Source organism: Mycobacterium sp. G7A2 (assembly GCF_041902445.1).
GTDB lineage: Bacteria > Actinomycetota > Actinomycetes > Mycobacteriales > Mycobacteriaceae > Mycobacterium.
In genome coordinates this window covers 2,199,062-2,225,965 of the sequence record NZ_CP169251.1, presented here as the reverse complement: position 1 = coordinate 2,225,965, position 26,904 = coordinate 2,199,062, and the positions used below count along the sequence as shown (strand labels likewise).

Genomic DNA, 26,904 nt, shown 5'->3' with positions numbered 1-26,904 from the left:
CGTGCCGGCTCACATGTCACCGCCGTGCCGGCTCACATGTCACCGCCGTGCCGGCTCACATGTCACCGCCGTGCCGGCTCACATGTCACCGCCGTGCCGGCTCACATGTCACCGCCGTGCCGGCGGGGCGGCGGCCGCTACTGTCGCCTCATGCCCGTGCAGATCATCGTCATCGGGGCCGGCGTCGCGGGTTTGGCCGCGGCGATCGCGTTGCACCGGTCGGGCCACGAGGTCACGGTCCTCGAGCAGCGCACCGACATCTCCTCCGGTGCCGGGATCTCGATCTGGCCGAACGCGTTGGCCGCGCTCGACGAACTCGGGCTCGGCGAGGCGGTGCGCGCGTCGGGCGGCCGGGTCACCGGCGGTGCGATCCGCTGGCGCGACGGCACGTGGCTGCGCCGGCCGGAACCGCACCGCATCGTGAAGGCTCTCGGTGAGCCCTTGGTGGTGATCCGCAGGTCGGTATTGACAGAGCTGCTCACCGCGGCGCTGCCCAGCGGCGTCGTCCAGACCGGCGCGCGCGTCGCCGGGATCCACCCGTCCGGCGGCTCGGTCCGTGTTCACCTGGCCGACGGCGACATTCGCGACACCGCAGCGGTGGTCGGCGCGGACGGCGTGCACTCGGTCGTGGCGCGCACGCTCAACGGTGCGCTGACCAATCGGTATGTGGGCTACACGGCGTGGCGCGGGATCGCGGCCGTACCGCTGGATCCAGCGCTGGCCGGGGAGACCATGGGGTCCGGAACCGAAGTCGGCCACGTGCCGCTCGGTCCCGACCACACCTACTGGTTCGCCACTGAACGCACGCCCGAGGGGAGTCAGGCGCCGGGCGGTGATCGTGCCTACCTGACCGCCAAGTTGGCGTCATGGGCGCAGCCAATCCCGGAGTTGGTCGCCGCGACAGATCCAGCCGATCTCCTGCGCAACGATCTCTACGACCACACCCAACCCCGTCGATGGGCACGCGGACCGGTGGTGATCATCGGCGATGCCGCCCACCCGATGCGACCGCACCTGGGTCAGGGCGGCTGCCAGGGGCTGGAGGACGCGGCAATCCTGGCGCGTTTCCTGCAGCTGCGCCCGGATCCGGCGGACGCGTTCGCGAGGTTCGCCGCGTTCCGGCGGCGTCGGGTCCGGCCGCTGGTCCGTGAATCCGCGATGATCGGGCGGATCGTCAACCTTCGCCCGGCCGTACTGTCCGGGGCGGCCAGTCGCGCCACCGGACTGATCCCCGAGGCGGTGGTGACCCGGCATCTGGCGTCGATCGCCGGGCGGTCGGCCTTCCGGCTACCCACCGCAGGCGACGCCGGGGCGTTGCCCGCAGGGTGAGTCGCGAGCTCGTCAGCGAGCGGAGCGCGGCGTGAACAGCGCGGTGCACATCTGACGCAGGTCGAGGATGCCGCCGAACACCGAGGTCGGCATGTTCTGGCAGCCGTTGGCCCGGGTGGGGGCGGTGGCCGGCATCTGCACCGGAGTGCTGGTGCCGGGGTTGCCCCACACCTGAGCGGCCATGCCCTTGGCTCCGCACTTCGGCCAGGCTTTCAGCCCCTGGGTGCGCAGCACGTTCTCGGCTACGCGGATCTGCTCGGAGCGCGGAGCGGCCGCCGGGTTGCCGAGGCCGCCGTTGGCCGACCAGGTGGCCTGCTTGAACTGCAGGCCCCCGTAATGCCCGTTGCCGGTGTTGATCGCCCAGTTGCCCCCCGACTCGCACTGCGCGATGGCGTCCCAGTTCACCGAATCGGCGCGCGCGGTCGCCAGGCCGTCCTCGGCGAGCGCCATCGGCACCACGGCCAGGGCACCGGTGAAGGCGGTGGCGACGAGGCCCTTGCTGATCAACTTGCAAACGTTCATCTCTGCGGTCCTTCCCCGACCGTTAATGACCCAAGGCCCGCGAGCGAAGCGATGCTGCGTTCCACGCTGCGGTTATCCAGTTCTTCGGGTGACCAACATCACCTGTTACGCGAGAGTCAAAAGTTTTAATCGTTACTTAATTGGCGTAAGAGGCCTCTGAGAAGGAAGCGGTCGAGCAAGCGGCCCGAAACTGCGAAAAGCGGCGCCGACCGAAGTCGGCACCGCTTTTCCGCGCGCTGAGTGGGGTCAGCCGCGCCCACCGCAGGTCGGCCACGCGCCGATGCCCTGCGACTGCAGCACGTTCTCGGCCACGCGGATCTGCTCTGCGCGGCTGGCGTTGTGAGGCATTCCCGAGCCGCCGTTGCCCCGCCAGGTGCCCAGCGTGAACTGCAGGCCACCGTAGTAACCGTTGCCGGTGTTGATCGCCCAGTTGCCGCCCGACTCGCACGCCGCGACGGCATCCCAGTTCACACCACTGTCCGCATTCGCGGTTGCAGCCATCCCGGTGGCGACAGCCATGGGCGCCACTGCGAGCGCCCCGGCGAAGGTGGCCAGGCCAAGCGTCTTGCGGATGTTCTTCAACTTCGATCCTTTCGCCGAGCGCGCGCCAACACCACCCGCGCGGACACGCGGGATGGCCACCTGCAGCACAGGTTGTTGTTTCGGGCCGCACCGTCTCGGTCTGGTGCGGCAGTGGGGAGGCCGTCATCCGCCTCACCGGGACGAGTCCCGGCCGCCGCCGCGGGCCGATCGGCTCACGGCAGTCCCACACACACGCTGGTTCGTGGTTTTGGGTTATTTGCTCCGTGCGAAGCTCTTAGGGACCGTACAAACCGACCAGGACAAAGTCATATCGGTCGAGAAGATGTCGCGAGCAGATCACGGAATGATCACGACTGCACCGAATTCGCGTCACCGCAGGTCAGGCTGCACTTTCACAGAGAAGTCGACCGCGGACGCCCCATATCGGCAGGTGAGCCAAATCACCGGTGTTTTGTGACCTGAACCACCACATCGAGAGATGAAAACGGGTTTAGACGCACGAAAAAGACCACAGGACAGCACAACCGGGGCGACAATACACAGACCTGCTTACTTTACTTCGCTGGCCGCACCGCTCGGGTCCACCACCTGCCATGCGCAGAATGTGGCGCAGCACAGAATGTTTCGGCGCGGCGACGCCCTAAGGGTGCGATGGATACGTCTCCCGCTCGCGCCCACACTGCGAACTTCCGCCTCGACTGGCGGAACGTAATTCATTGAACGGCAATACTATTGACGATGACCAATGGCCACGCAGTCGAACGGAGACGCCGCCCGTTCCCGTACCGCCGATCCGGCCCCCGCGGGCCCTTGATCGCTCGGGAAGCCTTCGAGCTGAGGCCATCGACCCGGGACCCGTTCAGCACCGCAACGATCGGTGGTTGTCTGGCCGCCGTACTCCCTGAATAACCTCTCCAGCAATATGATTCACACCGCACAAGGCCTGCGCCGGGCGCCGCGGCACGTCACGCTCCGATTTGAGCCCGCGCCTATCACAGTCACACGCGAATCAATGACCACACGATTGATATCGAACAATCACGAAAAGATAAATACAAAGACGTCGACGACTTTGCTGGACCAGCTGAGGCCTAGACCAGGCGTGGCGGTGCCACCGCGTCGAGATCATCCGAGGTGTTGACGTTCGCCAGCGCGGGCTGTTGATCCGGCAGCACGATCCGCTGGGTGTCCACGCCTCCCACCAGCGCGCGCATGCTGCGCTCGCCGGCGTCGGTCAAGCCGGCGATCTGGCCGAACAACGCCGTCCGGTATATCCCGGCCAGGTAGTGGTCGCGGCCGTCCCACGGCAGAACGACATCGACACCCAACCGCTGCGCGGGTCCGGCCAGTGTGTCGATCAGCGCTGTCGTCATCGCCGGCATGTCCACCGCACACACGAACGCGTAGTCGAACCCCGCTTCGGCGGCCGCCGCCAGTCCGCGGCCGGTGGCCAGCAGCGGCCCCTTCCCCCACACTTCGTCCCGCAGGATCACCGCGGGCAGCTCCGGAAGCTGCTGGCCGGCTGCGGCCACGACGAACACCGGCGCACAGCGCTGGCCCACCACCGATACCGCGCGCTCCACGAGTGTCGTGGGCCCCGACGGGCCGTCAATGGTCACGGTGGCCTTGTCCCGGCCCATCCGCCGGGACTCCCCTCCGGCCAGCACGACCGCGGCCAAGGGCAACGAGTTCGTCACAGCAGCTGACGTTAGCGCACCCGAGTACGCCGGCCGGGTCAGTCGACGGTCCAGGTGTCCTTGCCGCGCAACAGCGTCTGCAGTGCTTCCATGTCGTGGGCTCGCGACTCCCGCGCGGTGACGAGCTGCTGGCGTGCGGCGTCGTCATAGGTCGGCATGCTGACCTGGCGGAAGATGCCCATGACCATGTGGTCGAGGTTCTGCTCCGAGAGCCGGGACAGCGCGAACGCGTAGGCCGGGTCCTGCAGGTGCGCATCGTGGGTGACGATGTCGCCGGCGGACACGTCGGCGGTCTTGGCGACCTCGAGCCCGTAACCCGACTTGACGACGCAGTACTCGCCGTCGGCGCCGAACGTGATCGGTTCGCCGTGGCTGAGGTTGATCAACCGCTCCTCGGCGCCCTCCTTGCGCAGGGCGTCGAACGAGCCGTCGTTGAAGATCGGGCAGTCCTGCATGATCTCGACCAGGGCAGCCCCGCGGTGGGCGGCCGCGGCACGCAGCACCTCGGACAACCCTTTGCGGTCGGAGTCCAGCGCACGGCCGACGAAGGTGGCCTCCGCGCCCAACGCCAGCGACACCGGGTTGAAGGGGTAGTCGAGCGACCCCATCGGGGTGGACTTGGTGATCTTGCCGACCTCGGACGTCGGCGAGTACTGGCCCTTGGTCAGCCCGTAGATCCGGTTGTTGAACAGCAGGATCGTGATGTTGATGTTGCGCCGCAGGGCGTGGATGAGGTGATTGCCACCGATCGACAGCGCATCGCCGTCACCGGTGACCACCCACACCGACAGGTCCTCGCGGGCCAGCGCCAGACCGGTGGCGATGGTCGGGGCGCGGCCGTGGATCGAGTGGAATCCGTAGGTCTCCAGGTAGTACGGGAACCGGCTCGAGCAGCCGATGCCGCTGACGAACGCGATGTTCTCGCGACGCAAGCCCAGCTCGGGCAGGAAGTTACGGATGGTGTTGAGGATGACGTAGTCACCGCAACCCGGGCACCAGCGGACCTCCTGGTCGCTGGTGAAGTCCTTGGCCTTCTGCGGCTGGTCGGTCGTCGGGACCAGCCCGGTCTTGGTCAGCCCACCGGGGGTCAACCCCAGATCGCTCCCTACGAGCTGTGCCGATCCGCGATCCGCTTCGCTTCTCGCTGTCGTCATGAGTTCGCTCCCACTGCGCCGTCAACGGTAGCCGCCGCCAACCGCGCGAACTTGGTCTTCTCGAGTTCCTTGTCGCCCAGCGTGCCATCCAGAGCCGAGTCGATGATGCCTTCGACCTCGTCGGCCAGGAACGCCATGCCCTCCACCTTGGTCACCGACTGGATGTCGATCAGGTACTTGCCGCGCAGCAACAGCGCCAGCTGGCCGAGGTTCATCTCGGGAACCACCACATGCGAGTAGCGTCCGAGCACCTCTCCGAGGTTCGCCGGGAACGGGTTCAGGTTGCGCAGCTGGGCGTGCGCCACCTTGATGCCCTTGCGCCGGGCGCGGCGACACGCCTCGCCGATGGGGCCGTAGCTGCTCCCCCAGCCGAGCAAGAGCAACTCGGCGTCGCCGCTGGGGTCGTCGACCTCGAGGTCGGGGACCTCGATACCGGCGACCTTGGCGTGCCGCAGGCGCACCATCAGGTCGTGGTTCTTCGGCTCGTACGAGATGTTGCCCGAGCCGTTGGCCGATTCGAGCCCGCCGATGCGGTGCTCCAGACCGGGAGTGCCGGGGATGGCGAACTGCCGGGCCAGCGTCTCCGGATCACGGGCGTACGGCTGGAACGGCTCGCCTTCCTTGGCGAAGGTGTGTTCGATCGGCGCGTACGTGCCGACGTCGGGGATGCGCCACGGCTCCGAACCGTTGGCGATCGCTCCGTCGGACAGGATCATCACCGGCGTGTGATAGGTGATCGCGATGCGGGCAGCCTCGATGGCGGTCTCGAAGCAGTCCGACGGCGATTTCGGGGCCAGCACCGCGACCGGGGATTCGCCGTTACGGCCGAACATGGCCTGCAACAGATCGGCCTGCTCGGTCTTGGTCGGCAGACCCGTGGACGGGCCGCCGCGCTGCACGTCGATGACGATCAGCGGAAGTTCGGTCATCACGGCCAGCCCGATCGCCTCCGACTTCAGCGAGACGCCCGGACCCGAGGTGCTGGTGATGCCGAGCGCGCCGCCGTAGGACGCGCCGATCGCCGCACCGATACCGGCGATCTCGTCCTCGGCCTGGAACGTCATCACGTTGAAGTTCTTGTGCTTGGACAGCTCGTGCAGGATGTCCGAGGCCGGGGTGATCGGATAGGTGCCCAGGATCACCTGCACGTCGCCCAACAGCCCCGCCGTGACCAGCCCGTAGGCCAGCGCGGTGTTGCCGGAGATCTGGCGATACTCGCCGGTCTGCAGCTTGGCCGGGGCCACCTCGTAGGTGGTGCCGAAGGCCTCGGTCGTCTCGCCGTAGTTCCAGCCCGCCTTCAGCGCCAGCACGTTGGCCTCGGCGATCTCGGGCTTGCGGGAGAACTTCTCCCGGATGAACGACTCGCTGTGTTCGAGTTCGCGGCCGTACATCCACGACAACAGACCGAGGGCGAACATGTTCTTGGCGCGCTGGCCGTCTTTCTTCGTCGCCCCGATCGATTCGACCGCACCGAGGGTCAGCGTCGTCATGGCGACCGCCTGCACGACGTAGTCGGACAGTTCGTCGGTCTCGAGGGGGTTGGCCTCATAGCCGACCTTGGCGAGGTTGCGCTTGGTGAACTCGTCGGAGTTGGCGATGATCAGACCGCCGCGGGGTAGATCCGAGACGTTGGCCTTGAGCGCGGCGGGGTTCATCGCGACCAGGACGTCGGGCCGGTCACCGGCGGTGAGGATGTCGTAGTCGGCGATCTGGATCTGGAACGAGGAGACACCGGGCAACGTGCCCTGAGGGGCGCGGATCTCGGCGGGATAGTTGGGCTGGGTGGCAAGGTCGTTGCCGAACAGCGCGGCCTCGGAGGTGAACCGGTCACCGGTGAGCTGCATGCCGTCGCCGGAGTCGCCCGCGAAGCGGATGACGACCTTCTCGAGCTTCTGCCGAGGCGCCCGAGCGGGACCGCCGCCGCCGTTGCCGGTCGAGTTCTCAGCCGTGTTGTGGTTGTCTGCCACTCGCCTACCTTCCGTGCTCTCCCGGCCCTCGAGCCTGGACTGTCGGCCAAGACACACCGAGTCGCAGTCGATGCGACGCGCCGTCAGCGGTCTTTGCGCAAAGATTTGGTGTCACTGCCAGTACCGATTATTGCATCTTTCTTAGGCAGCCCTATAGCAGGCGCGGGGGTGACGCGCAGGTGTCTGCCGACCGAACGCACTGTTCAACGCGCCGAAGCGCGGCACAATGAGACAGAAGTGTGGTTTTCGTCACGTTTCCAGTCGGCGCTCGGCAGCCTCCGATTCTTATTTTTGGTTACCGATCAGTAGCGGCCCGACGAGCAGCGGCTCAGCCCTGCGTGGGGATGTTGTAAGGGGTGATGACCTGGATCGGCACCGGACGCACCGGCTCGACCGGCAGGGCGCCGCGCTCCTGCAGGATCAGCCGCAGTGCCAGGCGTGCGTCGGCCCGCAGATCGTTGTGCAACACCGCCGAGATGCGGCCTTCCCGCAGCAGCCGCCGGTTGTCGGCGTCGAGGTCGTGAGCCACGAACACCCGGCAGTCGCGGCCGAGCTTGTCGAAGGCGGCGACAGTCGCGGTGTTGCCGCCGCCGACCGAGTAGACGGCCCGCACTTCGGGGTGAGCTTCGAGTGCTTCGAGCACGAGCCGCTCGTTGGTCGCATCGATGCCGTCGCTCTCGCTGACTTCGACGATGGTGCGGCCCGAGTGGCGCAGCCCGCTCCGGAACCCGACCTCCCGCTCGCCCTCGCCGCGGAACACGGTCCGACTCACAGTGATCAGCACGTCCGACGGATTGTCGGCGAGCCACTGCTGCACGAGGTAGGCGGCGGTGACTCCGGCGCCGTGGTTGTCGATGCCGACATAGGCGCAGCGGGCGCTGGCAGGCACGTCGGTGGCATACGTGACCACCGGAACGCCCGAGCGCACCAGCCGGTCGACGACCTCGGCCACCTCGGGTTCGTCCTGAGCTTTGAGCACGACGCCGTGGCTGCCGCGGATCCGGTCCAGCGTGTCCACCATCTGATCGGTGGACCCGGACTCCCACAGATGGAACCGGGCCCGCAGCATGGCCGGCGCGAAAGCCGGCAGTTCGGCCTCGACCGCGGCGCGGAAGGCGTCGGAGAACCGCCGCGGGGTCTGCATCACGACGTCCACCAGGTAGCGCCGACCGTTGAGTCGCAGTTGAGCTCGTTGCTTGTCCAGATCGGCGATGGCCTGGTTGACCTCGGCGACGGTGTTCTCGCGCACGCCGGGCCGCTGGTGCAGCACGCGGTCCACGGTGGCCTCACTGAGCCCTGCCTGCTGGGCGATTTCACGGACCTTGTACCGATGCGCCACCGGCGCTCGCCTCCCGCGTCCTGAGGTATTTTTGATGGTTTTCTGCCGTTGATTGGGGCAGGGATCACAGCAAGACTATCCGGCATGGCAACACCGCTGCACCCCGACGTCGCACGGCGCGACGGACCCTGGATCGGCGAGCCCGACCTGCGTCTGGAGAGCTTCCGCGCCGACGTCGAACGCGACACCGACCTCGCGGACTATCCGCGCGCGTCGTCCGTTCGCGCCAACGTCCTCGTGTACCGCGCAGCGACGATCGCGGCGATCGAGGGCGGCGAGCGTCGCGCCGTGCAGGCCGAACTGATCCACGCGCTCGCCGACGGACCCGGCGTCGTCGTCATCACCGGCGCCTTCGACGCCGAGGTGATCGACCGGACCAGCGCGGCGTTCTTCGCGATCATCGAGGATCAGCGCTCCGGCGGACTGGCGGCCGGCGACCACTTCGGGGCACCCGGGGCCAACGACCGCATCTGGAACGCCGCCCAGAAATTGGCGTTGCAAGACCCGGCGGCGTTCGCCGAGTACTACACCAACGACGCGCTCGCGGTGGTGTGCCAGGCGTGGCTGGGGCCGCGGTATCAGGTCACCTCACAAGTCAACGTCGTCAATCCCGGTGGGCAGGCCCAGGTCCCCCACCGCGACTATCACCTCGGCTTCGTGCCCCCAGAGCATCTCGGCGCCTACCCCGCGCACATGCACCGCGCGTCGCCGGCGCTCACGCTGCAGGGCGCGGTCGCGCACTGCGACATGCCCGTCGAGAGTGGCCCGACCATGCTGCTGCCCCATTCGCAGCGCTTCACCGGCGGTTACCTCGCATTCAACCGGCCGGAGTTCGTCGACTACTTCGCCGCCCGCCACGTGCAACTGCCGTTGCGCAAAGGCGATGCTGTGTTCTTCAACCCGGCGCTGTATCACGGTGCGGGATCGAACGTCTCGGACGGCATCAAGCGCATCGCGAATCTGATGCAGATCAGTTCGCCGTTCGGTCGGGCGATGGAGTCGTTGGACCGCACCGCGATGGTGCTGGCGGTGTACCCGGCGCTGCGCGCCATGCGGGACGCGGGGAGACCTCAGCGCGAACTGGAGAACGCCGTCGTCGCCACCGCAGAGGGTTACGCGTTTCCGACCAATCTCGACCGGGATCAGCCCATCGGCAGCCTCGCACCGCCCAGCCAGGTGGACATCGTGCTGGATGCGCTCGCCCGCGATCTCACCGACGAAGACCTTCATGTCGCGCTATGCGACCAGAACGAACGGAGAATGCCATGACCACCCTCGGCCTGATCGGCCTCGGCCGGATCGGCGCGTTCCACGCCGAGACGTTGAGCAACCTCCCGGAGGTCTCCGGGTTGGTGATCACCGACGAGCGGCCCGACGTCGTCGCCGAGATCGCGGCCAAATATGGTGCCACTCCGGCGGATTCAGTCGAGGCGCTGCTGACGTCGGGTGTCGACGGTGTCGTCGTCGCGGCCGCCACACCGGCGCACGCCGAGCTGACCCTGGCCGCCGTCGGTAAGGGTCTGCCCACGTTCTGCGAGAAGCCCATCGCCTCGACCGCCGCCGACAGCATCCGGGTCGCCGAGGCGATCACCCGCTCCGGGGTGCCGGTACAGGTGGGCTATCAGCGCCGCTTCGACGCCGCGTTCGCCGCGGTCAAGCAGGCGGTCGACGCGGGCTCCGTGGGAGCGTTACACACGGTGCGCAGCACCACGATGGACCCGGCTCCCCCGCCGATGAGCTACATCGAGGGTTCCGGCGGCATCTTCCGCGACTGCGCCGTGCACGACTTCGACGTGCTCCGGTGGATCACCGGCCAAGAGGTGGTCGAGGTGTATGCCACCGGAAGCGTGCAGGGCGACCCGTTGTTCGCTGACTACGGTGACGTCGACACCGCCGCGATCGTCGTACGCTTCGACGGTGGTGCGCTGGGCGTGGTCTCGGCCGCACGCTACAACGCCCGCGGCTACGACTGCCGGCTCGAGGTGCACGGTTTCGACGACACCGTCGTCGCCGGCTGGGACCAAGGCGTGCCGGTACGCAACGCCGATTCCGCGGTCGAGTTCCCGACTGGCCAGCCACACCACTTCTTCATGGACCGCTTCACCGAAGCGTTCCGCACGGAACTGAGCGAGTTCGTCAGAGTCGTGCAGGGCGGGCCCATCCTGGGCGCGACAGTGTCCGACGCGGTCGCCGTCGCGTGGATCGCCGAAGCCGCCACTGAGTCTCTACGCCGGGGAACACCGGTCCGCATCGAGGAGGTCGTGAAGTGAAAATTGCCGGTGCACCGATCAATTGGGGTGTCTGCGAGGTTCCCGGCTGGGGTCATCAGCTGACGGCCGAGCGGGTGCTCACCGAGATGCGCGATGTCGGCCTGGCCGCCACCGAGACCGGGCCGCAAGGTTTTCTGCCCGGTGATCCCGCGGCGCTCACCGCGTTGCTGCAGTCCTACGACCTGCGTTGCGTCGGGTCCTTTCTGCCCGTGCTGTTGCACGACCCCGCACACGATCCGGTCCCCGAGACCACCGCCCCGCTGGATGCGCTGACCGCCACAGGGGCCGAGGTGCTGGTGCTGGCGGCAGCCACCGGAGCCGACGGATACGACTCGCGCCCGACCCTCGACGAGCAGCAGTGGGCCACCCTGTTGGCCAACCTCGACCGCATCGCTTCGGTGGCCGCCGAGCGGGGCATCCTGGCTGTACTGCATCCCCACGTCGGCACGATGGTGGAGAACCGTGCCGACGTCCAGCGGGTGCTCGACGGCTCGACGGTGCAACTCTGCCTGGACACCGGACATCTGCTGATCGGCGGGACCGACCCGTTGCAGTTGGCACGCGAGGTGCCCGGCCGCATCGCCCACACCCACCTCAAGGACGTCGACGCCGGGCTCGCCGCCCGGGTGCAGGCCGGCGACATCTCCTACACCGAGGCGGTGCGTGCGGGCATCTACACACCGTTGGGGACCGGCGACGTGGACATCGCGGGCATCGTGAAGGCACTGCTCGACGATGGCTTCGACGGATGGTTCGTCATGGAGCAGGACACCATTCTCGATGACGAACCCACCGGCGAAGGACCGGTGCACGACGTGCGGGCCAGTGTGGCCTACCTCCACGACGTCTTCCGCTCGGTGTCGGTGTGAGGATCGGAATCCTGGGCGCCTCCCGCATCGCCGAATCGGCGATCGTCGGGCCTGCCCGGGAGCTGGGCTACCGCTTGGTTGCGGTTGCCGCACGGGATCCGCTGCGCGCCAGCGCCTTCGCCGACAAGTACGGCGTGGAGCGGGCACTCGGCTCGTATCAGGAGGTGGTGAGCGACCCCGAGGTCGACATGATCTACAACCCGCTGGCCAATTCGCTGCACGCGCCGTGGAACCTGGCCGCGATTGCGGCCGGAAAGCCCGTGCTCACCGAGAAGCCGTTCGCGCGCGACCAGGCTGAGGCGCAGCGCGTCGCCGATGCTGCGGCCGCGGCCGGGGTCACGGTGATGGAGGGGTTTCACTACCTGTTCCATCCGGCCACCCAACGACTGCTGAGCCTCGTCGAGGAGGGCACGCTCGGGGAACTGCAGCGGGTGGAGGTCCGCATGGGGATGCCCGAGCCGGCACCCGAGGACCCGCGGTGGTCGCTGGAGATGGCCGGCGGGGCGTTGATGGATCTGGGGTGCTACGGCATGCACCTGATGCGACGGTTCGGTGCCCCGTCGGTGACCAGAGCCACTGCGGTGCAGCGCAGTCCCGGCATCGACGAGCGGTTCGACGTCGAGTTGGCGTTCCCGTCCGGAGCCACCGGGCTGTCGACGAACTCGATGGTCGACGATCGGTACTCGTTCACGCTGCGGGTGATCGGCAGCCAGGGCGACGCGCTGGTGCACAACTTCATCAACCCCCGCGATGACGACCGTGTCACCGTCCGGACCTCGGAGGGCAGCACGGTCGAGCATTGCGGAACCCGCGCCTCCTACACCTATCAACTGGAGGCCTTCGCCGCTCACGTGCGACACGGGGCGCCGCTGCCGTTGAGCCTGTCCGATGCGGTGGCCAACATGGCCCTGGTGGACGAGGCGTATCGGGCGGCGGGGATGAGCCCGCGCTAACCCTGCTGGCCGATCGCCAGCCGGACATAGGCCGACGCGGCCTCGGCGCGGTTGGTGGCGCGCAGCTTTCGCAGCACCCGCTTGACGTGTGACTTCACGGTGCCGGCGGAGATGACCAGCTCGTCGGCGATCTGCTGGTTGGTGCGCCCCGCGGCCATCAACCGCAGCACCTCCACCTCGCGGCGCGTCAGCATCGACAACACCCGGGTTTGGATGTCGGCCAGTGACTGGGCCGCCGGACTGCGCTCGACCGGTTCGATCTTGCGCAGATCGAGGTCGGCGTCCTGCAGGGCGCGGACCGCCTCGTCGGCCGACGCCAGGGCCCTGCGCACTTCGGCGTGCTGGCGACGCATCCGTTCCAGCAGGACCGTCCGCTCGTAGGCGTATCCGAACCCTTCGGCGAACGCCCACACGGTGTCCCGGTCGATTTCGTCGACCGTGCGCCCGGAGTAGAGGCGATCGGCGTGCAGGAACCCGATCACCTTGCCGGTCGGCATGATCGGCGCCGCGACATAGGAGTGGGTCAGCGAGAAGTCGATGATGGGCCGGTTCACTCGGGGATCATTGCGGGCGTCGGTCACCAAGGCCGGCGCGTGCCGCCGGATCATCTGGGTTTCGAGCAGCATGTGATCCAGCGGCGGGGCCACCGCCTGAGCGAAAGCCACCATCTTCTCAGCGCCTTCACTGTCGTCGCCGAAGTAGGCCGACTCCATCACCATGGTGCCGTCGTGCACGCGGAACAGCACGGCCCGGTCGAACCCGCAGGATTCGACCATCTCCCGCGGCGCCCGGTCGACGATGGTCGCCACGTCGTCGACGTAGCGCAGCTTGCTGAGCCCCTCCTGCACCTGCAGCAGCGCGAACGTGCGGCGCCGCGCGCCGTCCTCGATCAGCTCCCGCTCCAGGGCAGTGAGATCCAGCACCGCGTCCAGCGCGGCCAGCGCCTCGACATCCCCGGCCCTTTCCAACGCGGCGCGAAGCACCGCCGCCTGCGCCTCGACCGCCTCGGTGACGACCGCGACGGGATCGTCGGTCGGGTCGATGTCGCAACCGTCGAAGGCCTCCCGGTAGCGGCGCTCGGCGGCGGACTCCCGGGCCGGGCGGGACGCCCACCCGGGATGGTCGCCATCGCGAAGCGCGGTGACCGGGGGCGTCTCGGATACGTCACGCGCAACTGTCACGACCTCGACTGTCCTCCCGTCACCGGCGATTCGCGGGCGGATTGTCGGATCTGACCGCAATTCACCTCATCCGGGAGTACGACTGCTCCCCTACGGGGGATCGATTTGCCGGACCCGCTGCTCGACGCTGGAGACATGACATCCACCGCTGTTCCGGCCCTCGGCTTGCTCACCACACCCGACGGAGTGTCCAACCCGTATCCGCTCTACGACCAACTCCGCGAAGTGTCTCCGGTGCCGGGCTATCGCGACTGGCCGCCGGGAACCGTTCCGGGCGCCGACGAGCCCGTCACCGCGTGGGCCCTGTTCTCCTATGACCAGGTGTTCGCAGCCACCCGCGACACCGCCACATTCTCGTCGCGCGACCCGCTGCAGGAGGCGTCGTCCGCGCCGAGCCTGATGCTGGTCAACACCGACCCGCCCAAGCACGACGTCGAACGCAAGCTGGTCAGCCAGGCGTTCTCGCCACGGCGGGTCAAGACGCTCGAGGGCTGGCTGGAAGGTCAGCTGGCGATGCTGCTCGACAACCTGGGCACGGGCGAGGTCGACGTGATGGACTTCGCCGCGGAGATCCCGACGCGGGCGATGGTGCGGCTGCTCGGACTGCCCGACGGCGACCACGTCCGCTTCCGCAAGTGGGCCAACGCCTTCATGCTCTCCTCGTCGCTGACCCCCGAGGAGCGGATGGCCAGCAACATCGAGATGGTGGAGGCGTTCACCTCGCGGCTGGCCGAGCACACCGCCCGACTGGCCGAAGAGCCGCCCTCCGACGACGTCGAGGACGCCAAGGATCTCATCTCGGCGCTGCTGCGCGCCGAGGTCGACGGTCAGCGGCTGTCCCCCGAGGAGATCGTCCGTTTCTGCATGACGCTCGTCGTCGCCGGCAGCGAGACCACGACGTTCCTGATCGGCAACCTGCTGCACGCGCTGGCACGCGAGCCGGAGGTCACCGCCCGGCTGCGGGCCGACCGCTCACTGGTGAACATCTTCGTCGAGGAATGCATGCGCGTCGACGGTCCGCCGCAGCGGCTGTTCCGCACCGCTACCCGCGACGTCGAGATCGGCGGCAAGCTGATTCGCAAGGGCGAATGGGTCGCGCTGTTCTTCGGCGCGGCCAACCGCGACCCCGCGGTGTTCCCCAACCCGGAGGTGCTCGACATCGACCGCCCCAACATCCGCCAGCAGCTTTCGATGGGCCACGGCCTGCACTTCTGTCTGGGCGCGTCGCTGGCCCGGCTCGAGGTGGTCACGATGATCAACGCGGTGCTCGACCGCTATTCCACGATCGAGCTGACCGACGATCCGGGCACCAAGCAGACCGCGAGCCTGCTGACCCACGCCTTCGTCCGTCTGCCGCTGCGGCTGTCATGACCACCGCCACGCGCGAGGCGCGCAACATCGAGGCCACCAAGGCCATCTACGCCGCAGTGCCGGCCGGTGATCTGCAGACCGCGCTGGACCTGATGGACCCCGACGTCCGCATCACCTACTACGGCGTTCCGGCGATCCCGTACGCAGGCGACTACCGAGGCATCGACGAAGCGGTGACGTTCTTCACCCGGGTCGGCGAGAACATCGCCATCACCGAGATGGAGGCCTGGACGTTCATCGCCGAAGGCGACGAACTGGCCACCTGGGGGCATCAGAAGTTCCGCCACCTGGCAAGCGGTTATGAGTGGGAGTCGGAGTTCGCCCACATCATCACCCTGCGCGAGGGCCGGTGGCTGTACTTCCGGGACTTCATGAATTCAGCGCTGACCATGGAAGCGTTCACCCGGTGAGGGTCATCGCAGACCGCGAGATCTGCATGGCCGCCGGGGTGTGCGTGATGACGGCCGATGCCGTGTTCGACCAGGACCCGGACGGTCTCGTGGTGCTGGCCACCGAGAACGTCGACGCCGCCCAGGAGAAGCTGGCGCGCAATGCGGTACGGATGTGCCCCTCGGGCGCCCTGCGCGTCGTCGCCGATTGACCTCGCGCCCAACGATTTCCCCCAGGATCCCCCCTCGGATCCTGGGGGATCTTCTCTTTCGGACCAACCGGCGGGCGACGGGCCTACTCGACGCACCGTGACCATGGCAGATCACCTGCCCGGCAGGAGAAGGCAGATCACCTGCCCGGCAGGAGACGACAGCTCAGATTCCCGGCGGGACGAGCATCGATTGCCAGGTCTGCACGGGCGCCGTTGCGGCCAGGTCGGATTGGGCGTAGGTCTTTCCGTCCGGCGCGACGTATGTGCCGGTGGCGGGGTCATAGGGCACCCCGACAACCGGTGGCGGCGCTGACGAGGGTGGCGTGCCCTCCGGTGGTGACCCCGGTGGCAACTGCGGGATGTCCAGCCCGGAAAGGGTGGCGTTCGGGTCACCTTTCCAGTTGTTGCCGTCGTTCAGCGGCACGTACTGTTCGTCGCTCTCGCACATCTTCACCGTGGGTGCGCGCTTGCCCGGCACGGTGATACAGGGCAGGTTCTTGGCGCCACGGACGTTGAATTCCGAATCCTGCGGCGTCCGGCAGTAGAGGTCACCCGGCGCACGTGCCGGATGGTCTTCCAAACTCGGCGGCCGCCGCTGTTGCGCCGGAAGGAACCCGGTGGTGCACGGCGGTGGCAGGTTGAGGTTGAGGTTGAAGCTGAGGTACTCGCCTCGGTAGTCCTGTTCGGTGTCACGGTTGGCCAGGAAGGTCGCTCCAGCCTCGGCGATCACCTGCGGGAACAGCACAAGGACCTGCTCGAGGCCGGCGTGGTAGGTGAGAGCGACCTCACCGACACTCACCAGGTTGGCGAGCACGATGGGAAGGGTGGGTCGCAGCCTGTCGAGCAGTTCCCGCGCGTCCGCGAACGCCGCCCCGCCGTTGTCGAGAAGACCTGCGACATCGTGGTCTCCGGCCGCCAACTCCCGGGTGACCGCCGCAAGATTCGACGCCCACGCTGTGATCTCGGCGGCCGAGTTCGTCTGAGAGTCCAGTACCGGCTTCGACTGCTCGATCAAGGCGATGAGGGGATCGAGGTTCTCCCGCGCTTCGATCGACAGATCGATCGAACCGTGCACCAGCCGTGTCAGCTCTGGGCCCAGTCCGCCGACAGCCGTGTACGACTCGTCGATCACGGTCCTGAGGTTGTCTTTCGGCACCGCATTGAGACCGGTGACCACACCGGACAGGATGTCGTTGATATCGGGCGGAACGGTGGTGTCCGCCTCGGCGATGATGTCCCCGTCCCGCAGCGGAGGCGAATCGCCGCTTCTGGGCAGAAGGAGCACATACTGCTCTCCGATCGCTGACTGGCTGTGCACCTGCGCTTCCAGATCCGACGGAATCTGCACGTCGGACCGAAGCGAAAGCACTGCATCGACGCCGCTGTCGGTCAGGTTGACCGACTCGACCCGGCCGACCTCGACCCCGCGGTAGGTGACGTTACCGCTGGCGTACAGCCCTGCGGCCTCCGGCAATTGGATGGTCACCGTGTACCGGCCCACGCCGAACAGTTTGGCGGGCAACCGCATGAAGTGCAGTGACATCAGCGAAACGGCAACGAGGGCGATCACCGTGAAGATCACCAGCTGGATCTTGGCGCGCTTGTGCAGGTGCATCAGGGACCCTGGTTCCAGCGATACGGCGCCACAAGCGGATTCGCGTGGGTGTACGGGCTGGGAAATTGGCCGATGGTGCGGCCCCACTGCAGTTCCAGCTCGGTGAGGTCACCTTCCCACCTGGTGCCGGTGAAGATGCTGGCGTCGATACGACTCAGCGTCAGGTCGATGATGGCGGTGAGGTTGGCATAGTCGCCACGTTGCCACTTCTCGATGGTCTCGTTGGGGAACGGGAAGGTGAGGATTGCGCTCAACGCACGGGTCATGCTCGGTCCGGCGTCGGCCAGTGACGCGAGAACTGGCCCCGTGTCCTCCAGGATCCGCACCAGATCCTCTTTCGAGTGGTTGACGGTGTCGGTGATCAATGCGCCGAACTTGCCGAGCTTGTCGGCAGCATCGACGAGCTGATCACGCTGTTCGTTCAGTACCGCGAGCGCATCAGGGATGTTCCTCAGGGCGCGATCGAGGACGGGTTGCTGCTCGGCGATCTGGCCGGTCAGGCTGTTCAGGCTTTCGGTGGCGGCGATGATGTCGCCTGTCTGGTCGTTGAGGTAGGCCGCGAACCGGTCCAGTTGGTGTATCAAGCTGCGCAGGTCGTTCTCGCGACCCCGCAGTGCGGTACCGAATGCCTCGGTGATGTCGCCGACCTTGCCGATACCGCCGCCGTTGAGCACCATCGACAGGGCGGCCAGTGTCTGCTCGGTCGTGGGATAACTTCCACTGTGCGCCAGAGGTATCAGCGATCCCTGATGCAGCCGGCCCTCCGGTCGTGCATCGGTCGGTGGTATCAGCTCGATGTGCTGGGATCCCAGCAGGCTCGTCTGTCCGAGCTTGACGAGGGTGTTGGCAGGCAGAACGACGCCGTTGTCCAGACGCATCGTGACCAAGGCATGCCAGCCTTGCCGCTCGATGCGCGTGACGTTGCCGACCGTGACGTCACCGACGCGCACCCGCGAGTTCTGTTGAAGGTTGTTCACGTCGGGCATCTGCGCCTGCACGGCAAACGAGGCAGGTCCGTCACCCTGGGTGCCCGGCAACGACAGAGAGTTCAGCCCACGCCAGTCAGCGCAGCCCGCTGCCGCTGACAGGACAATCGTCGCCGCGACGATCGCGGGCGCAGCGCGCAGCGGTGCCCGCACTCTGTCGCCCCACTCTGTCGTCGTCGTGTGCGGACTCATCTGCCCCCTCCGTCGGGAACCATCACGCCGTAGAGCCCGGCGGTGGGATCGGTCGAGACAGTGACCGGTTGTTCAGGTGCTTCGGCAGCGCGCGGCGGGGGCGGTTCGGACGGATCGGGTGGCGGCACGTAATCCGGCCGCATCCACTCCTCGCTGTAGGTGACCTCGTTGGGGCGCGCTTGCGCACCGACGAAGAGGTCGAAACCCAATGGCGGCCAATTGTATTGGCGGTTCTTCACAATGGGAGCCAGGTACTGCACGCACAGCTTGGACGACTGCTCGGCGTTCATGCGGGACGCCGCTTGGATGGCGCCGCACAGAAAAGCAATGGGATTGGCGAAGTTGTTGACTGCCAACGCACCGGTGAAGGATCCGTTCGCGGGCTCGTAGATGTTGCTGAAGTTCTGCAGCGTGGTCGGCGCGACGTGCAGCGCCTGCTCGATGTCGTCGATGCTGCCGACCAAGGTGGTCGTGATCGACTCCAGCTTGTCTGCCGTCGTTCCCAGGGCCGCGGTGTTCTCGGACGCGAATGTCTGCAGGTCGCCGGTGACAGCGTTGAGGCTGGTGAGCATTCGGCTCACCTTGCTCGGGTCATCGGCCAGCAGCGAGGTCACCGCCGCGAGGTTCTCGTTGAGTCGCTCGAGGAGGTCAGCGCTGTCGCGCAACGCCGAGACCAGCACTGACAAATTCTTGAACGTGGCGAAGATGTCATCGCTGTGGTCACTGAGCACCGAGACGGTCTGAGACAGTTTGACGATGGTGTCGCGGATATTCGATCCCTGACCGCGCAGGTTGGCTGCGGCGGTGTTGATGAATTCGCCCAACTCACTCACACCGCCGGCCTGGGTGGGTGCGAGTAGCGCGTTGATCCTCTCCAGTTGGTCCCGGATGTCGTCCCACTCGACGGGCACGGCAGTCCGGGACTCCGGGATTTCGGCACCGGTGGACAGGGTCGGACCGCCGGTATAGGCCGGCGTCAGTTGGATGGCGCGGCCGGTGACGAGTTGTGGCGACAGGATGACGGCTTTGACATCTGCTGGCACAGGGTATTTTTCGTCCACCCAGAACCAGATCTTGACGTGGTCCGGCATCGGCTCGATCCGGTCCACCTTGCCGACGGGGACGCCGAGAATTCGGACGTCATCACCGGGGAACAGCCCAGTGCTGGTGGGAAAATACCCCGCCACCACCGTCCGCGAATGCTGACGCGACAACTGCCCGCCGACGACCGCTCCGGCGATGCTCAGAACAACCAGGATCGCCGCCACAACAGCTCGGGCTGCCGACTTCGCCGTCATCCTCGATCGCCTGTCGCAATGGGTGCCGACTCGCCAGGTGCCGGGACGAACACCGGTGACGGAGTCGGTTCGGGCGAGTATGTCAGCTCCGGCGGTGGGGGCGCCGGGGGTCCTGGTGGCGGGCCACCCGGGGGCGGTGCCGGGAGCGGTTCCCGGTACGGGTAGCGGCCGGGAGATTGCGCGGGGACGCTCGGGTCCTGGTTACCGGTGATGGCCTCGGGCAACGTCAGGTGTGGCTCACCGCCCTGCCCCGTCCGGGGATACGGGATCGGCAGCGCCGGGGTCGCCGGCTGACCCGTTTGGGGATCGGTGAGCTGCGAGGGCAGCAACACCGACGGGTCGAGTCCCAGATCGGAGAATGCCGCATCGATGAACGGCTGAACAAACTGGCCCGGAAGCAGGTTCACGACGTAAGCCTTGAAGAACGGACCGGACGAGATGGACTCGCCGAGCGACATCGCGTAGGTGTTCAGACCTTTGATGGCCAGTTGTACCCGCTCCTTGCGGTCGTCGAGGATCGTCAAGGCACCGTTGAGTTTGTCCAGGGCCGGCCGTAGTTCCTCCCTGTTGTCCTCGATGAAGCCCTTCAGCTCGCGCGCCGCAGCCGAGACGCTGTTCCAGATCTGATCCAACGCTGCGCTCTGCGTGCGCAATTCGGCGAGCAGCGCATTCGAGTCCTTGATCAGGCTCACCACCTGGTCGGTGCGCTTCGCCAACACGCCAGTCGCCTTCGCCGCGTTCTCGAGCAGCTCACGGAGACCGGCGTCTCGTTCATTGAGCGTCTGCGCGATCCGCGCCACCCCCTGCACCGCGCCACGCAACTCCTCTGGTGTGTCGGCGAACGTGGTGGCCAACGTGGACAGTGACTCGGACAGCTGTGCGGTGTCGAGCCCTCCGATCGTGGTGGCCAGATCCCCGAGCGCATCGGGCAACTGGTACGGCGAGGTGGTCCGGTCGAGTGGAATGGCTGCCTCGAGAGGGTCGTCGCCGCGCGGGAATACTTCGAGCACCTTTGTCCCCAGGAGACTCTTCGCTCGTATCCGGGCTTCGGATCGGTTCCCGACGTGGATGTCCCGGTCGACCCAGAACTCGACCAACACCCGGTTGCCGTCGAGATCGATGCTGGAGACCTTCCCGGCGGGATATCCGGAGACCTCCACCGCAGCACCGGTGAACAGCCCACCGGAATCACCGAACTCAGCGGAGTAGTAGGTGCCTTGGTTGAAGCCGGGTAGCTTCTGGTAGTTCAACGCGGCAAGCGTGATCGCCGCCACCGCCGTGACACCGACGATGCCGATCACCACCGGATTGCGTTCGGCAAATGACTTCATTTGGGAGCGCACCGCCCCGTGGCCTGCCCCGCCACCTTGATGTACACCGGTTGCCCGCCTTTTCCGTTGAGTTTGAGCACCGCATCACAGAGGTAGAAGCTGAAGAAGTCGCCGTACATCGCCTGGCGGTTCAACGCCCGGTACTTGTCCGGTAGCTCGTCGAGGAACCTTTCGAGGTATTCGTGGTCGGCGACGGCGATGCCCGCGGTGCGGTCCAGTTCTCGCACCACTTTCTGGAATGGGGCGCGAGCCTGCGACAGGAGATCGGCGAATGAGCCGGCGCCGGCATCGATGTGGGCGACCGCGGTGGACAGGTCGGACCTGCGTGCAGCCAACCCTCCCACCAACTCCGACAGTGAGGTCACCGCCTTGTCGAATCTCTCGTTCTGACCCCCGAGTGATCGGAGAACCACGTTGAGGTTGTCGATCGTCTCGCCGATCAGCACGTCACGATCAGCCAAGGTGTTGGTCACCGCGGCCGCCTGGGTCAGAAACGAGCCGATGGTGGGTCCCTGCCCCTGGAATGCGTCGATCAGTTGCGCGGTCAGCTCGTTGACCTGATCGGGGTCGAGCGCCCGGAACAGCGGTTGGAAGCCGCCGATGACAGCGTCCAAGTCGAGTGCCGGCCGCGTTCGATCGCTCGGAATGGTGTCACCCGGATCGAGTCTCTGGGTACTCCCGGCGCCTTCCAGCAAGGCCAGAAACCGGTTGCCGATCAGGTCGTCGTACCGGATCTCGGCACGTGAGCCCTCGGTGAGAACCACTGTGTCATCGGCAGAGAATTCCACGCGCACCGTCGAGTCACGGTTGACGGTGATGCTCTGAACCTTGCCGACTTCAACCCCGGCGATCCGAACAATGTCACCGTCACGCAGTCCAGAGACGTTCAGGAACTCGGCGCCATAGGTCTTGCTCGGCCCGAACCGCAGCTGCGCGAACACCGACAGAAGCACGAACGCCCCGATCGCGCAGACCGTCAGGAACACCCCCAACCGCCATGCGGCGCTTCTCAAAGCGGCCACCAGTGCACCTCCTGATTCGTGGCTCCGCCGAGCCTCATGGCGGCGTCTGCCCGTTCAAGTGAGGTTGCGCGGGGCCCGGTTCCGGCGGACCCGGAGGAAGGCCCGGCCACAGCGGAATTCCGCCGGGGCCGTACATCGCCGCACCGTAGGGCGGTGCGCCGGGGTACGGTACCGGCCCGATCGCCGGACCGGGCAGGCAATTCCGGACGCTCGGCCGCTCAGGCACCGCTCGCGTCGCGGGCAGCCAGTTCGCGTAACAGGGGAAACCGATGCCGGGATTGGGACGCACATCCAGCCCTCTGCCCCATCCGGTGTTGGTGATCAGTTGGCGCACTGGAAAGTTCTTCGCCACGTCGGGCAGGGATCCGCAACCCGGAGCCCCGCCGGGGCCGCCCTGCGCTGCGACCACAGGCAGGTGATCCGGGTAGCGGTAGGGGTCGTTGCCGAGCAGCAGCGCGACATCGAAATGCAGCGTGCGGCCGTCGGTGCCCCCGAACACGTCGTATCCCCCGTTCTCGAGATTGAAATGCGCGCCCTGCAGGAAGCAGGTGTAGGTGGGGCTGTACTCGAGCAGCAGATTCGTGGTGGGTTCGAGCACGTCAGCAGAAGCGACAAGGTCGTCCTTGCTTGCGACGAGCACGTCGATACCGGCATCACCGAAACCGACGATGTTGAGCAGCAGGCTGTCGAGCGAACTGGACTTATCCGCGATGGTGCGGCTGGTGGTACCGGCGGCATCGAGGACAACCAGAATATCCTGCGCGGCAGCGGCATAGGTGTCGTTGAAGTCCTTGAACGAACGCCAGTCTTCGCGGATGAGGTCACTGCGGTCGTTGAGTGCGGTCAGCACCTGGTTGAGATCGGTGGTGGCCTGGCCCATCCGCTCGCCCTGTCCGCGCACTGCGTCGGCGACCGCGCTCAGCACAGCGTTCAATTTCGCCGGGTCGATCATGTCGACCAGATCGACGACATTCTCGAACACGGTGTTGACCTCGGTGCTGACATTGCTCGAGCGCACCACTGCGCCTGCGGTGAGGTGTTCGGGGCTGGGGTTCTCCGGATAGACCAAGTCGACGAACTTTGCGCCGAAGGCTGTCGTGGCCTTGATCTGCGCCTCGACATTGGCCGGAATGTGGTGGATCTGGGCGGGATCGAGCTCGAGCTGAAGCTCGGCACTGCCATCGGAAGCGCCGACGTGGCCGACCCGGCCGACCTCGACGCCGCGCATCTTCACCTTGGCGTTGGTCTCCATGATGAGACCTGAGCGCTCAGACTTGAGGGTCACCGGCACCGACGAGTCGAATGATCCCGCGAAGATGGCCGACGTGACGACGACGAAGACGACTGTCAGCACGACCAGTATCACGGCCCACCACTCCGGGCGGATGCGGCGGTCGCCTGGCCTCGTTTCCATCGCTCAGCCCGCCAGATCGAAGTTTCCGGACTGCCCGTACACGGCCAGTGAGATGAACACGATCTCGACGGCGGCGATGACCATGGAGGTGCGGACAGCGCGTCCGACGGCCTCACCCACCCCGGCCGGCCCCCCGCTGGCGGTGAATCCGTAGTAGGTGTGCACGAGCATGATGACAACCGTGATCGCGACCACCTGGAAGAACGACCAGATCAGGTCGGTGGGGTTGAGGAAGGTGTTGAAGTAGTGGTCGTAGACGCCCGAGCCCTGTCCGTAGATCACGGTCGTGCCCAGGCGTGCCGCCAGGAACGCCATCATCACAGCCACGCAGTAGAGCGGAATCACGACGATCGTCCCGGCAATGACCCTGGTCGACGTGAGGTAGGTGATGCTTCGGATGCCGATCACCTCGAGGGCGTCGATCTCCTCGTTGATCCGCATGGCTCCGATCTGGGCGGTGGCCCCGGCCCCGACCGTCGCCGACAGCGCCACGGATGTGGTGCCCGGCACGATCAGCCGCACGTTGAAGAACGCGGAGGCGAAGCCGGTCAGAGCTTCGAAACCGACTGAGGCCAGCTGGTTGTAGCCCTGCACTGCCACCAGCGCTCCCGTGGTGACCGTGAGAAACCCGACGATCGCGACGGTCCCACCCACTACCGCGAGCGCACCGGCGCCCAGGCCCATTTGAGCGATCAGCCGCCACACTTCGGTCCGGTAGTTGACCAATGCATCCGGAATCGACATCAGCGTCTTGCCGTAGAACTCCGCCTGGGTACCGACGCGTCGCCATCCGCTCAGCGCCGCGCCCGTCACGCGGCGCAACCGCTGAAATCGCTTACTGGGGACGGCGAGAGTCATCGGTTGCGCCTCACTGCACCGTGAACTGGATACCGACGGCGGTCACGATCACGTTGATCGCGAACAACACCATGAAGGTGAACACCACGGTCTCGTTGACGGCGTTGCCGACACCGGCCGGGCCACCGCCTACCGATATTCCCTTGTAGCAGGCGATCAAGCCGGCCGCCATCCCGAAAAGCGTTGCCTTGACCAGGGAAACGATGACATCCCCGGGGCCGGTGAGTAACGTGAGGCCGGCCACGAAGGCACCGGGTGAGACGTGCTGGACATAGACCGTGAAGAAGAAGGCCCCGGTGAGGCCGACCAAGATGACCGTGGCCGACAACGCGAGCGCCACCGTGGTCGCCGCCAGCACCCGAGGAACTACCAGAGCCTGGATGGGGTTGATTCCCATCACGCGAAGCGCGTCGATTTCGTCCCGGATGGTGCGGGCGCCCAGGTCGGCACACATCGCGGTGGCGCCCGCCCCGGACACCACCAGAACCGTCACGATGGGCCCGATCTGATTGACCGTGCCCACCGCGGCGCCCGTACCCGAGAAGTCGGCTGCGCCGAACTCGGTGAGCAGAATGTTGAAGGTGAAGACGAGCAGCACCGAGTACGGCATCGTCAACATCAGAGCGGGCACCAACGACACCCGTGCGACGAACCACGACTGCAGCACGTATTCGCGCCACGCGAAGGGTGGTTTGACCATCGCGACGAAGGTGTCCAGCGACATCGCGAAGAAGCCCCCGAGTGCAGACCACGGCTTGGCTGCCACACGCGCCAGCGTCACCTCTCACGCTCCGATCTCAGTGATCCGCTGCGCATCGAGTGACAGCGTTCAGGTGTCGCCATGTCCCGATGCGCCGTGCTCCTTCGAGTTTCGGCACATGGCATGGGCGAACGCTATCCGCGACTGAATGGCTGTCGCTGCTCCATGAAGGGGTATATATGTCACCCTTGCGGGTCACTTGGCTTTCAGCCGCCGCCACGGAGGGACGGCACGCCTGGCAAAGCCGGGTACTCACTCACCTCCGCCACCGGCGCAGCGCGAGGCCGGGCCACTCCGGCGCCGGCCCTGTCCGCCGCCGCGACAATGGCGAGCACGACGACACCCGCCGTCTGGGACAGATCTGGTTGTGAGCGCCGCAGCTAGTTCTGAACGACCACGAACGTCGTCAGTCGCGCCGACCCGTCAACTCCAGATCAACAGGCTCGGCGACCCCCGCCAGCTCAGTGTGGATCGGCCTGGTCGACTGCCGAGGCCCGGCGCTCGTGCCAACGCAGCCGCAGCAGCAACAGACCACGGTGCGCGCGCCATCCCGCCGACAGCGGGTCACGCCAGGCCGGGAGGTAGGCCCGTGCTTCGAGATCCCTGTCCATGCCCTCCATTGTGCCGAGGTATCGGCCCGAGGGCTCTCCGACGCGACAAGCGTCACCATGTCGAGACCGTGAACGTCTCGTAGCGACGGACACACATCGGCGTGACCTGTGCTCCGCATTCGCTCGTGTGCCGTTACCGACAACCCCGAAATGCTCGCCTGACCTGCGGCACCGGCTGACTCTAGTCGTCCCGGTCAGTCCTTGCCGCTGCGCAACTCGTGCGACAGCGCTTCGAGTTCGTCCCCGCCGGCCATCTCCTGGGTGAGATGCTCGAGGGTGATGTCGTCGTAGGTGCAGTCCAGCTTCTGGCGGCCCCGGTTGAGCAGCACGAAGTGATCGCCGACCAGGTGTGCGTGATGCGGGTTGTGGGTGATGAACACCACGCCGAAGCCCGCTTCTTTGGCCGCGGTGATGTATTTGAGCACCACCCCGGACTGTTTGACGCCCAGCGCCGCGGTCGGCTCGTCGAGGATCAGCACCCGCGCGCCGAAGAAGACGGCCCGGGCGATGGCGACGCATTGTTTCTGACCGCCCGACAGCGAGCCGATCGGGACGTCGACGTCGGGGAGGTCGATGCCCATCTTGGACAGCTCCGAGAGCGTCGTGGCACGCATCGCGTTGGCGTCCAGCGAGAACGGAAACGTCTTCTTGCGCAGCTCCTGGCCGAGGAAGAAGTTGCGCCACACCGGCATCAGCGGCACGACGGCGAGGTTCTGGTAGACCGTCGCGATGCCTTTGCCGAGAGCTTCTGCCGGCGAGCTGAACGTGGTGGGCTTGCCGTCGACGAGCAACTGCCCCTCGCTCTGCTGGTGCAGGCCGGCGATGATCTTGATCAGCGTGGATTTCCCGGCGCCGTTGTCGCCGAGGATGCCCGTCACCTCGCCGGCGTGCACCCGCAGGCAGATGTCTTTCAGTGCGGTGATGTTGCCGTAGGACTTGCCGATGTTCTTGAGCTCGACGAGCGGGACCTTGCCACCGGATTGCGCGTCACTGCTGGGCTTTTCGACTGAGATGGTCATCG

24 protein-coding genes and 1 pseudogene are annotated in these 26,904 nt (G+C 66.6%); 8 read left to right on the top strand and 17 right to left on the bottom strand.

What is annotated here, in order from left to right:
* Positions 1–150 precede the first annotated feature (150 nt).
* Entirely contained in the window at positions 151–1,329 is a 1,179-nt protein-coding gene (locus ACEWX3_RS10820; protein ID WP_374159408.1) for an FAD-dependent oxidoreductase, read from the top strand.
* Positions 1,330–1,341: 12 nt separating this feature from the next.
* Here the strand turns inward: ACEWX3_RS10820 and ACEWX3_RS10815 are convergent, their stop codons facing one another.
* From ACEWX3_RS10815 to ACEWX3_RS10790, 6 genes and pseudogenes are all read right to left on the bottom strand, one after another.
* On the bottom strand, positions 1,342–1,851 hold the full coding sequence (locus ACEWX3_RS10815) for a transglycosylase family protein (RefSeq protein ID WP_374159407.1): 510 nt from the start codon (positions 1,849–1,851) through the stop codon (positions 1,342–1,344).
* Positions 1,852–2,097: 246 nt separating this feature from the next.
* Positions 2,098–2,322 (bottom strand): annotated as a pseudogene (locus ACEWX3_RS10810) (transglycosylase family protein); the annotation flags it as partial.
* A gap of 1,163 nt (positions 2,323–3,485) precedes the next feature.
* Positions 3,486–4,091 carry a molybdenum cofactor guanylyltransferase gene (mobA, locus tag ACEWX3_RS10805; RefSeq protein ID WP_207067298.1) on the bottom strand — a complete coding sequence of 202 codons (606 nt, stop codon included), beginning with the start codon at positions 4,089–4,091 and terminating at the stop codon, positions 3,486–3,488.
* A 38-nt stretch (positions 4,092–4,129) separates the two neighbouring features.
* A complete protein-coding gene (locus ACEWX3_RS10800; protein ID WP_163677059.1) occupies positions 4,130–5,245 on the bottom strand; it encodes a 2-oxoacid:ferredoxin oxidoreductase subunit beta in 1,116 nt (371 codons plus the stop codon).
* The gene (locus ACEWX3_RS10795; protein WP_373889071.1) at positions 5,242–7,212 is read right to left on the bottom strand and encodes a 2-oxoacid:acceptor oxidoreductase subunit alpha; all 1,971 of its coding nucleotides are present in this window, start codon (positions 7,210–7,212) and stop codon (positions 5,242–5,244) included. Before ACEWX3_RS10795 ends, ACEWX3_RS10800 begins: the two co-directional genes overlap by 4 nt.
* A 328-nt stretch (positions 7,213–7,540) precedes the next feature.
* A complete protein-coding gene (locus tag ACEWX3_RS10790; protein ID WP_207067299.1) occupies positions 7,541–8,551 on the bottom strand; it encodes a LacI family DNA-binding transcriptional regulator in 1,011 nt (336 codons plus the stop codon).
* A gap of 84 nt (positions 8,552–8,635) precedes the next feature.
* Here ACEWX3_RS10790 and ACEWX3_RS10785 point away from each other — a divergent pair, with 84 nt between their 5' ends.
* The 4 genes from ACEWX3_RS10785 to ACEWX3_RS10770 are packed head-to-tail and all read left to right on the top strand — an operon-like array spanning position 8,636 to position 12,643.
* The gene (locus ACEWX3_RS10785; protein WP_374159406.1) at positions 8,636–9,820 is read left to right on the top strand and encodes a phytanoyl-CoA dioxygenase family protein; all 1,185 of its coding nucleotides are present in this window, start codon (positions 8,636–8,638) and stop codon (positions 9,818–9,820) included.
* Positions 9,817–10,821, top strand: coding sequence for a Gfo/Idh/MocA family oxidoreductase (locus ACEWX3_RS10780; RefSeq protein ID WP_207067301.1), 1,005 nt, complete (start codon positions 9,817–9,819; stop codon positions 10,819–10,821). The genes ACEWX3_RS10785 and ACEWX3_RS10780 overlap by 4 nt, the downstream gene beginning before the upstream one ends.
* Positions 10,818–11,690, top strand: coding sequence for a sugar phosphate isomerase/epimerase (locus tag ACEWX3_RS10775; RefSeq protein ID WP_286183166.1), 873 nt, complete (start codon positions 10,818–10,820; stop codon positions 11,688–11,690). Before ACEWX3_RS10780 ends, ACEWX3_RS10775 begins: the two co-directional genes overlap by 4 nt.
* Positions 11,687–12,643, top strand: coding sequence for a Gfo/Idh/MocA family protein (locus ACEWX3_RS10770; protein WP_374159405.1), 957 nt, complete (start codon positions 11,687–11,689; stop codon positions 12,641–12,643). The genes ACEWX3_RS10775 and ACEWX3_RS10770 overlap by 4 nt, the downstream gene beginning before the upstream one ends.
* Here the strand turns inward: ACEWX3_RS10770 and ACEWX3_RS10765 are convergent.
* The gene (locus tag ACEWX3_RS10765; RefSeq protein WP_207067303.1) at positions 12,640–13,824 is read right to left on the bottom strand and encodes a LuxR C-terminal-related transcriptional regulator; all 1,185 of its coding nucleotides are present in this window, start codon (positions 13,822–13,824) and stop codon (positions 12,640–12,642) included. The two genes, ACEWX3_RS10770 and ACEWX3_RS10765, sit on opposite strands and share 4 nt — an antisense overlap.
* Positions 13,825–13,959: 135 nt before the next feature.
* Between ACEWX3_RS10765 and ACEWX3_RS10760 the strand changes: the two genes are divergently transcribed.
* Genes ACEWX3_RS10760 through ACEWX3_RS10750 form a run of 3 tightly spaced genes read left to right on the top strand, consistent with a single transcriptional unit; the run spans position 13,960 to position 15,796 of the window.
* Entirely contained in the window at positions 13,960–15,195 is a 1,236-nt protein-coding gene (locus ACEWX3_RS10760) for a cytochrome P450 (protein WP_207067304.1), read from the top strand.
* On the top strand, positions 15,192–15,605 hold the full coding sequence (locus tag ACEWX3_RS10755) for a nuclear transport factor 2 family protein (RefSeq protein ID WP_374159404.1): 414 nt from the start codon (positions 15,192–15,194) through the stop codon (positions 15,603–15,605). Before ACEWX3_RS10760 ends, ACEWX3_RS10755 begins: the two co-directional genes overlap by 4 nt.
* A complete protein-coding gene (locus ACEWX3_RS10750) occupies positions 15,602–15,796 on the top strand; it encodes a ferredoxin (protein ID WP_207067306.1) in 195 nt (64 codons plus the stop codon). Before ACEWX3_RS10755 ends, ACEWX3_RS10750 begins: the two co-directional genes overlap by 4 nt.
* A 163-nt stretch (positions 15,797–15,959) precedes the next feature.
* On the opposite strand, the gene ACEWX3_RS10745 is transcribed toward ACEWX3_RS10750, so the two are convergent.
* The 10 genes from ACEWX3_RS10745 to ACEWX3_RS10700 all read right to left on the bottom strand — a co-directional run bounded on the left by ACEWX3_RS10745 (position 15,960) and on the right by ACEWX3_RS10700 (position 26,902).
* Entirely contained in the window at positions 15,960–17,411 is a 1,452-nt protein-coding gene (locus ACEWX3_RS10745; RefSeq protein ID WP_374159403.1) for an MCE family protein, read from the bottom strand.
* The gene (locus tag ACEWX3_RS10740; protein WP_374159402.1) at positions 17,411–18,589 is read right to left on the bottom strand and encodes a virulence factor Mce family protein; all 1,179 of its coding nucleotides are present in this window, start codon (positions 18,587–18,589) and stop codon (positions 17,411–17,413) included. Before ACEWX3_RS10740 ends, ACEWX3_RS10745 begins: the two co-directional genes overlap by 1 nt.
* A complete protein-coding gene (locus ACEWX3_RS10735; RefSeq protein ID WP_207067309.1) occupies positions 18,586–19,887 on the bottom strand; it encodes an MCE family protein in 1,302 nt (433 codons plus the stop codon). Before ACEWX3_RS10735 ends, ACEWX3_RS10740 begins: the two co-directional genes overlap by 4 nt.
* Entirely contained in the window at positions 19,884–21,218 is a 1,335-nt protein-coding gene (locus ACEWX3_RS10730) for an MCE family protein (RefSeq protein ID WP_374159401.1), read from the bottom strand. The genes ACEWX3_RS10735 and ACEWX3_RS10730 overlap by 4 nt, the downstream gene beginning before the upstream one ends.
* Positions 21,215–22,231, bottom strand: coding sequence for an MCE family protein (locus tag ACEWX3_RS10725; protein ID WP_373889100.1), 1,017 nt, complete (start codon positions 22,229–22,231; stop codon positions 21,215–21,217). The genes ACEWX3_RS10730 and ACEWX3_RS10725 overlap by 4 nt, the downstream gene beginning before the upstream one ends.
* A gap of 43 nt (positions 22,232–22,274) precedes the next feature.
* Positions 22,275–23,654, bottom strand: a complete 1,380-nt coding sequence (locus ACEWX3_RS10720; protein ID WP_374159400.1) for an MCE family protein — start codon at positions 23,652–23,654, stop codon at positions 22,275–22,277.
* Between the two features lie 3 nt (positions 23,655–23,657).
* The gene (locus tag ACEWX3_RS10715) at positions 23,658–24,512 is read right to left on the bottom strand and encodes an ABC transporter permease (RefSeq protein WP_207068213.1); all 855 of its coding nucleotides are present in this window, start codon (positions 24,510–24,512) and stop codon (positions 23,658–23,660) included.
* Between the two features lie 10 nt (positions 24,513–24,522).
* On the bottom strand, positions 24,523–25,236 hold the full coding sequence (locus ACEWX3_RS10710) for an MlaE family ABC transporter permease (protein ID WP_374159832.1): 714 nt from the start codon (positions 25,234–25,236) through the stop codon (positions 24,523–24,525).
* A 497-nt stretch (positions 25,237–25,733) separates the two neighbouring features.
* A complete protein-coding gene (locus ACEWX3_RS10705; protein WP_207068214.1) occupies positions 25,734–25,883 on the bottom strand; it encodes a hypothetical protein in 150 nt (49 codons plus the stop codon).
* Between the two features lie 194 nt (positions 25,884–26,077).
* Complete coding sequence (locus tag ACEWX3_RS10700) at positions 26,078–26,902, bottom strand: ATP-binding cassette domain-containing protein (protein WP_374159399.1); 825 nt, start codon at positions 26,900–26,902, stop codon at positions 26,078–26,080.
* Between the last annotated feature and the right edge of the window lie 2 nt (positions 26,903–26,904).

Excerpts from the sequence above, each read along its gene's own strand:
- ACEWX3_RS10785 (WP_374159406.1), top strand. The coding sequence starts at position 8,636 with ATGGCAACACCGCTGCACCCCGACGTCGCACGGCGCGACGGACCCTGG.
- ACEWX3_RS10760 (WP_207067304.1), top strand. The coding sequence starts at position 13,960 with ATGACATCCACCGCTGTTCCGGCCCTCGGCTTGCTCACCACACCCGAC.
- ACEWX3_RS10710 (WP_374159832.1), bottom strand. The coding sequence starts at position 25,236 with ATGTCGCTGGACACCTTCGTCGCGATGGTCAAACCACCCTTCGCGTGG.
- ACEWX3_RS10730 (WP_374159401.1), bottom strand. The coding sequence starts at position 21,218 with ATGAAGTCATTTGCCGAACGCAATCCGGTGGTGATCGGCATCGTCGGT.
- ACEWX3_RS10705 (WP_207068214.1), bottom strand. The coding sequence starts at position 25,883 with ATGGACAGGGATCTCGAAGCACGGGCCTACCTCCCGGCCTGGCGTGAC.
- ACEWX3_RS10815 (WP_374159407.1), bottom strand. The coding sequence starts at position 1,851 with ATGAACGTTTGCAAGTTGATCAGCAAGGGCCTCGTCGCCACCGCCTTC.
- ACEWX3_RS10740 (WP_374159402.1), bottom strand. The coding sequence starts at position 18,589 with ATGAGTCCGCACACGACGACGACAGAGTGGGGCGACAGAGTGCGGGCA.
- ACEWX3_RS10800 (WP_163677059.1), bottom strand. The coding sequence starts at position 5,245 with ATGACGACAGCGAGAAGCGAAGCGGATCGCGGATCGGCACAGCTCGTA.
- ACEWX3_RS10715 (WP_207068213.1), bottom strand. The coding sequence starts at position 24,512 with ATGACTCTCGCCGTCCCCAGTAAGCGATTTCAGCGGTTGCGCCGCGTG.
- ACEWX3_RS10780 (WP_207067301.1), top strand. The coding sequence starts at position 9,817 with ATGACCACCCTCGGCCTGATCGGCCTCGGCCGGATCGGCGCGTTCCAC.
- ACEWX3_RS10745 (WP_374159403.1), bottom strand. The coding sequence starts at position 17,411 with ATGCACCTGCACAAGCGCGCCAAGATCCAGCTGGTGATCTTCACGGTG.
- ACEWX3_RS10820 (WP_374159408.1), top strand. The coding sequence starts at position 151 with ATGCCCGTGCAGATCATCGTCATCGGGGCCGGCGTCGCGGGTTTGGCC.
- ACEWX3_RS10735 (WP_207067309.1), bottom strand. The coding sequence starts at position 19,887 with ATGACGGCGAAGTCGGCAGCCCGAGCTGTTGTGGCGGCGATCCTGGTT.
- ACEWX3_RS10755 (WP_374159404.1), top strand. The coding sequence starts at position 15,192 with ATGACCACCGCCACGCGCGAGGCGCGCAACATCGAGGCCACCAAGGCC.
- ACEWX3_RS10700 (WP_374159399.1), bottom strand. The coding sequence starts at position 26,902 with ATGACCATCTCAGTCGAAAAGCCCAGCAGTGACGCGCAATCCGGTGGC.
- ACEWX3_RS10720 (WP_374159400.1), bottom strand. The coding sequence starts at position 23,654 with ATGGAAACGAGGCCAGGCGACCGCCGCATCCGCCCGGAGTGGTGGGCC.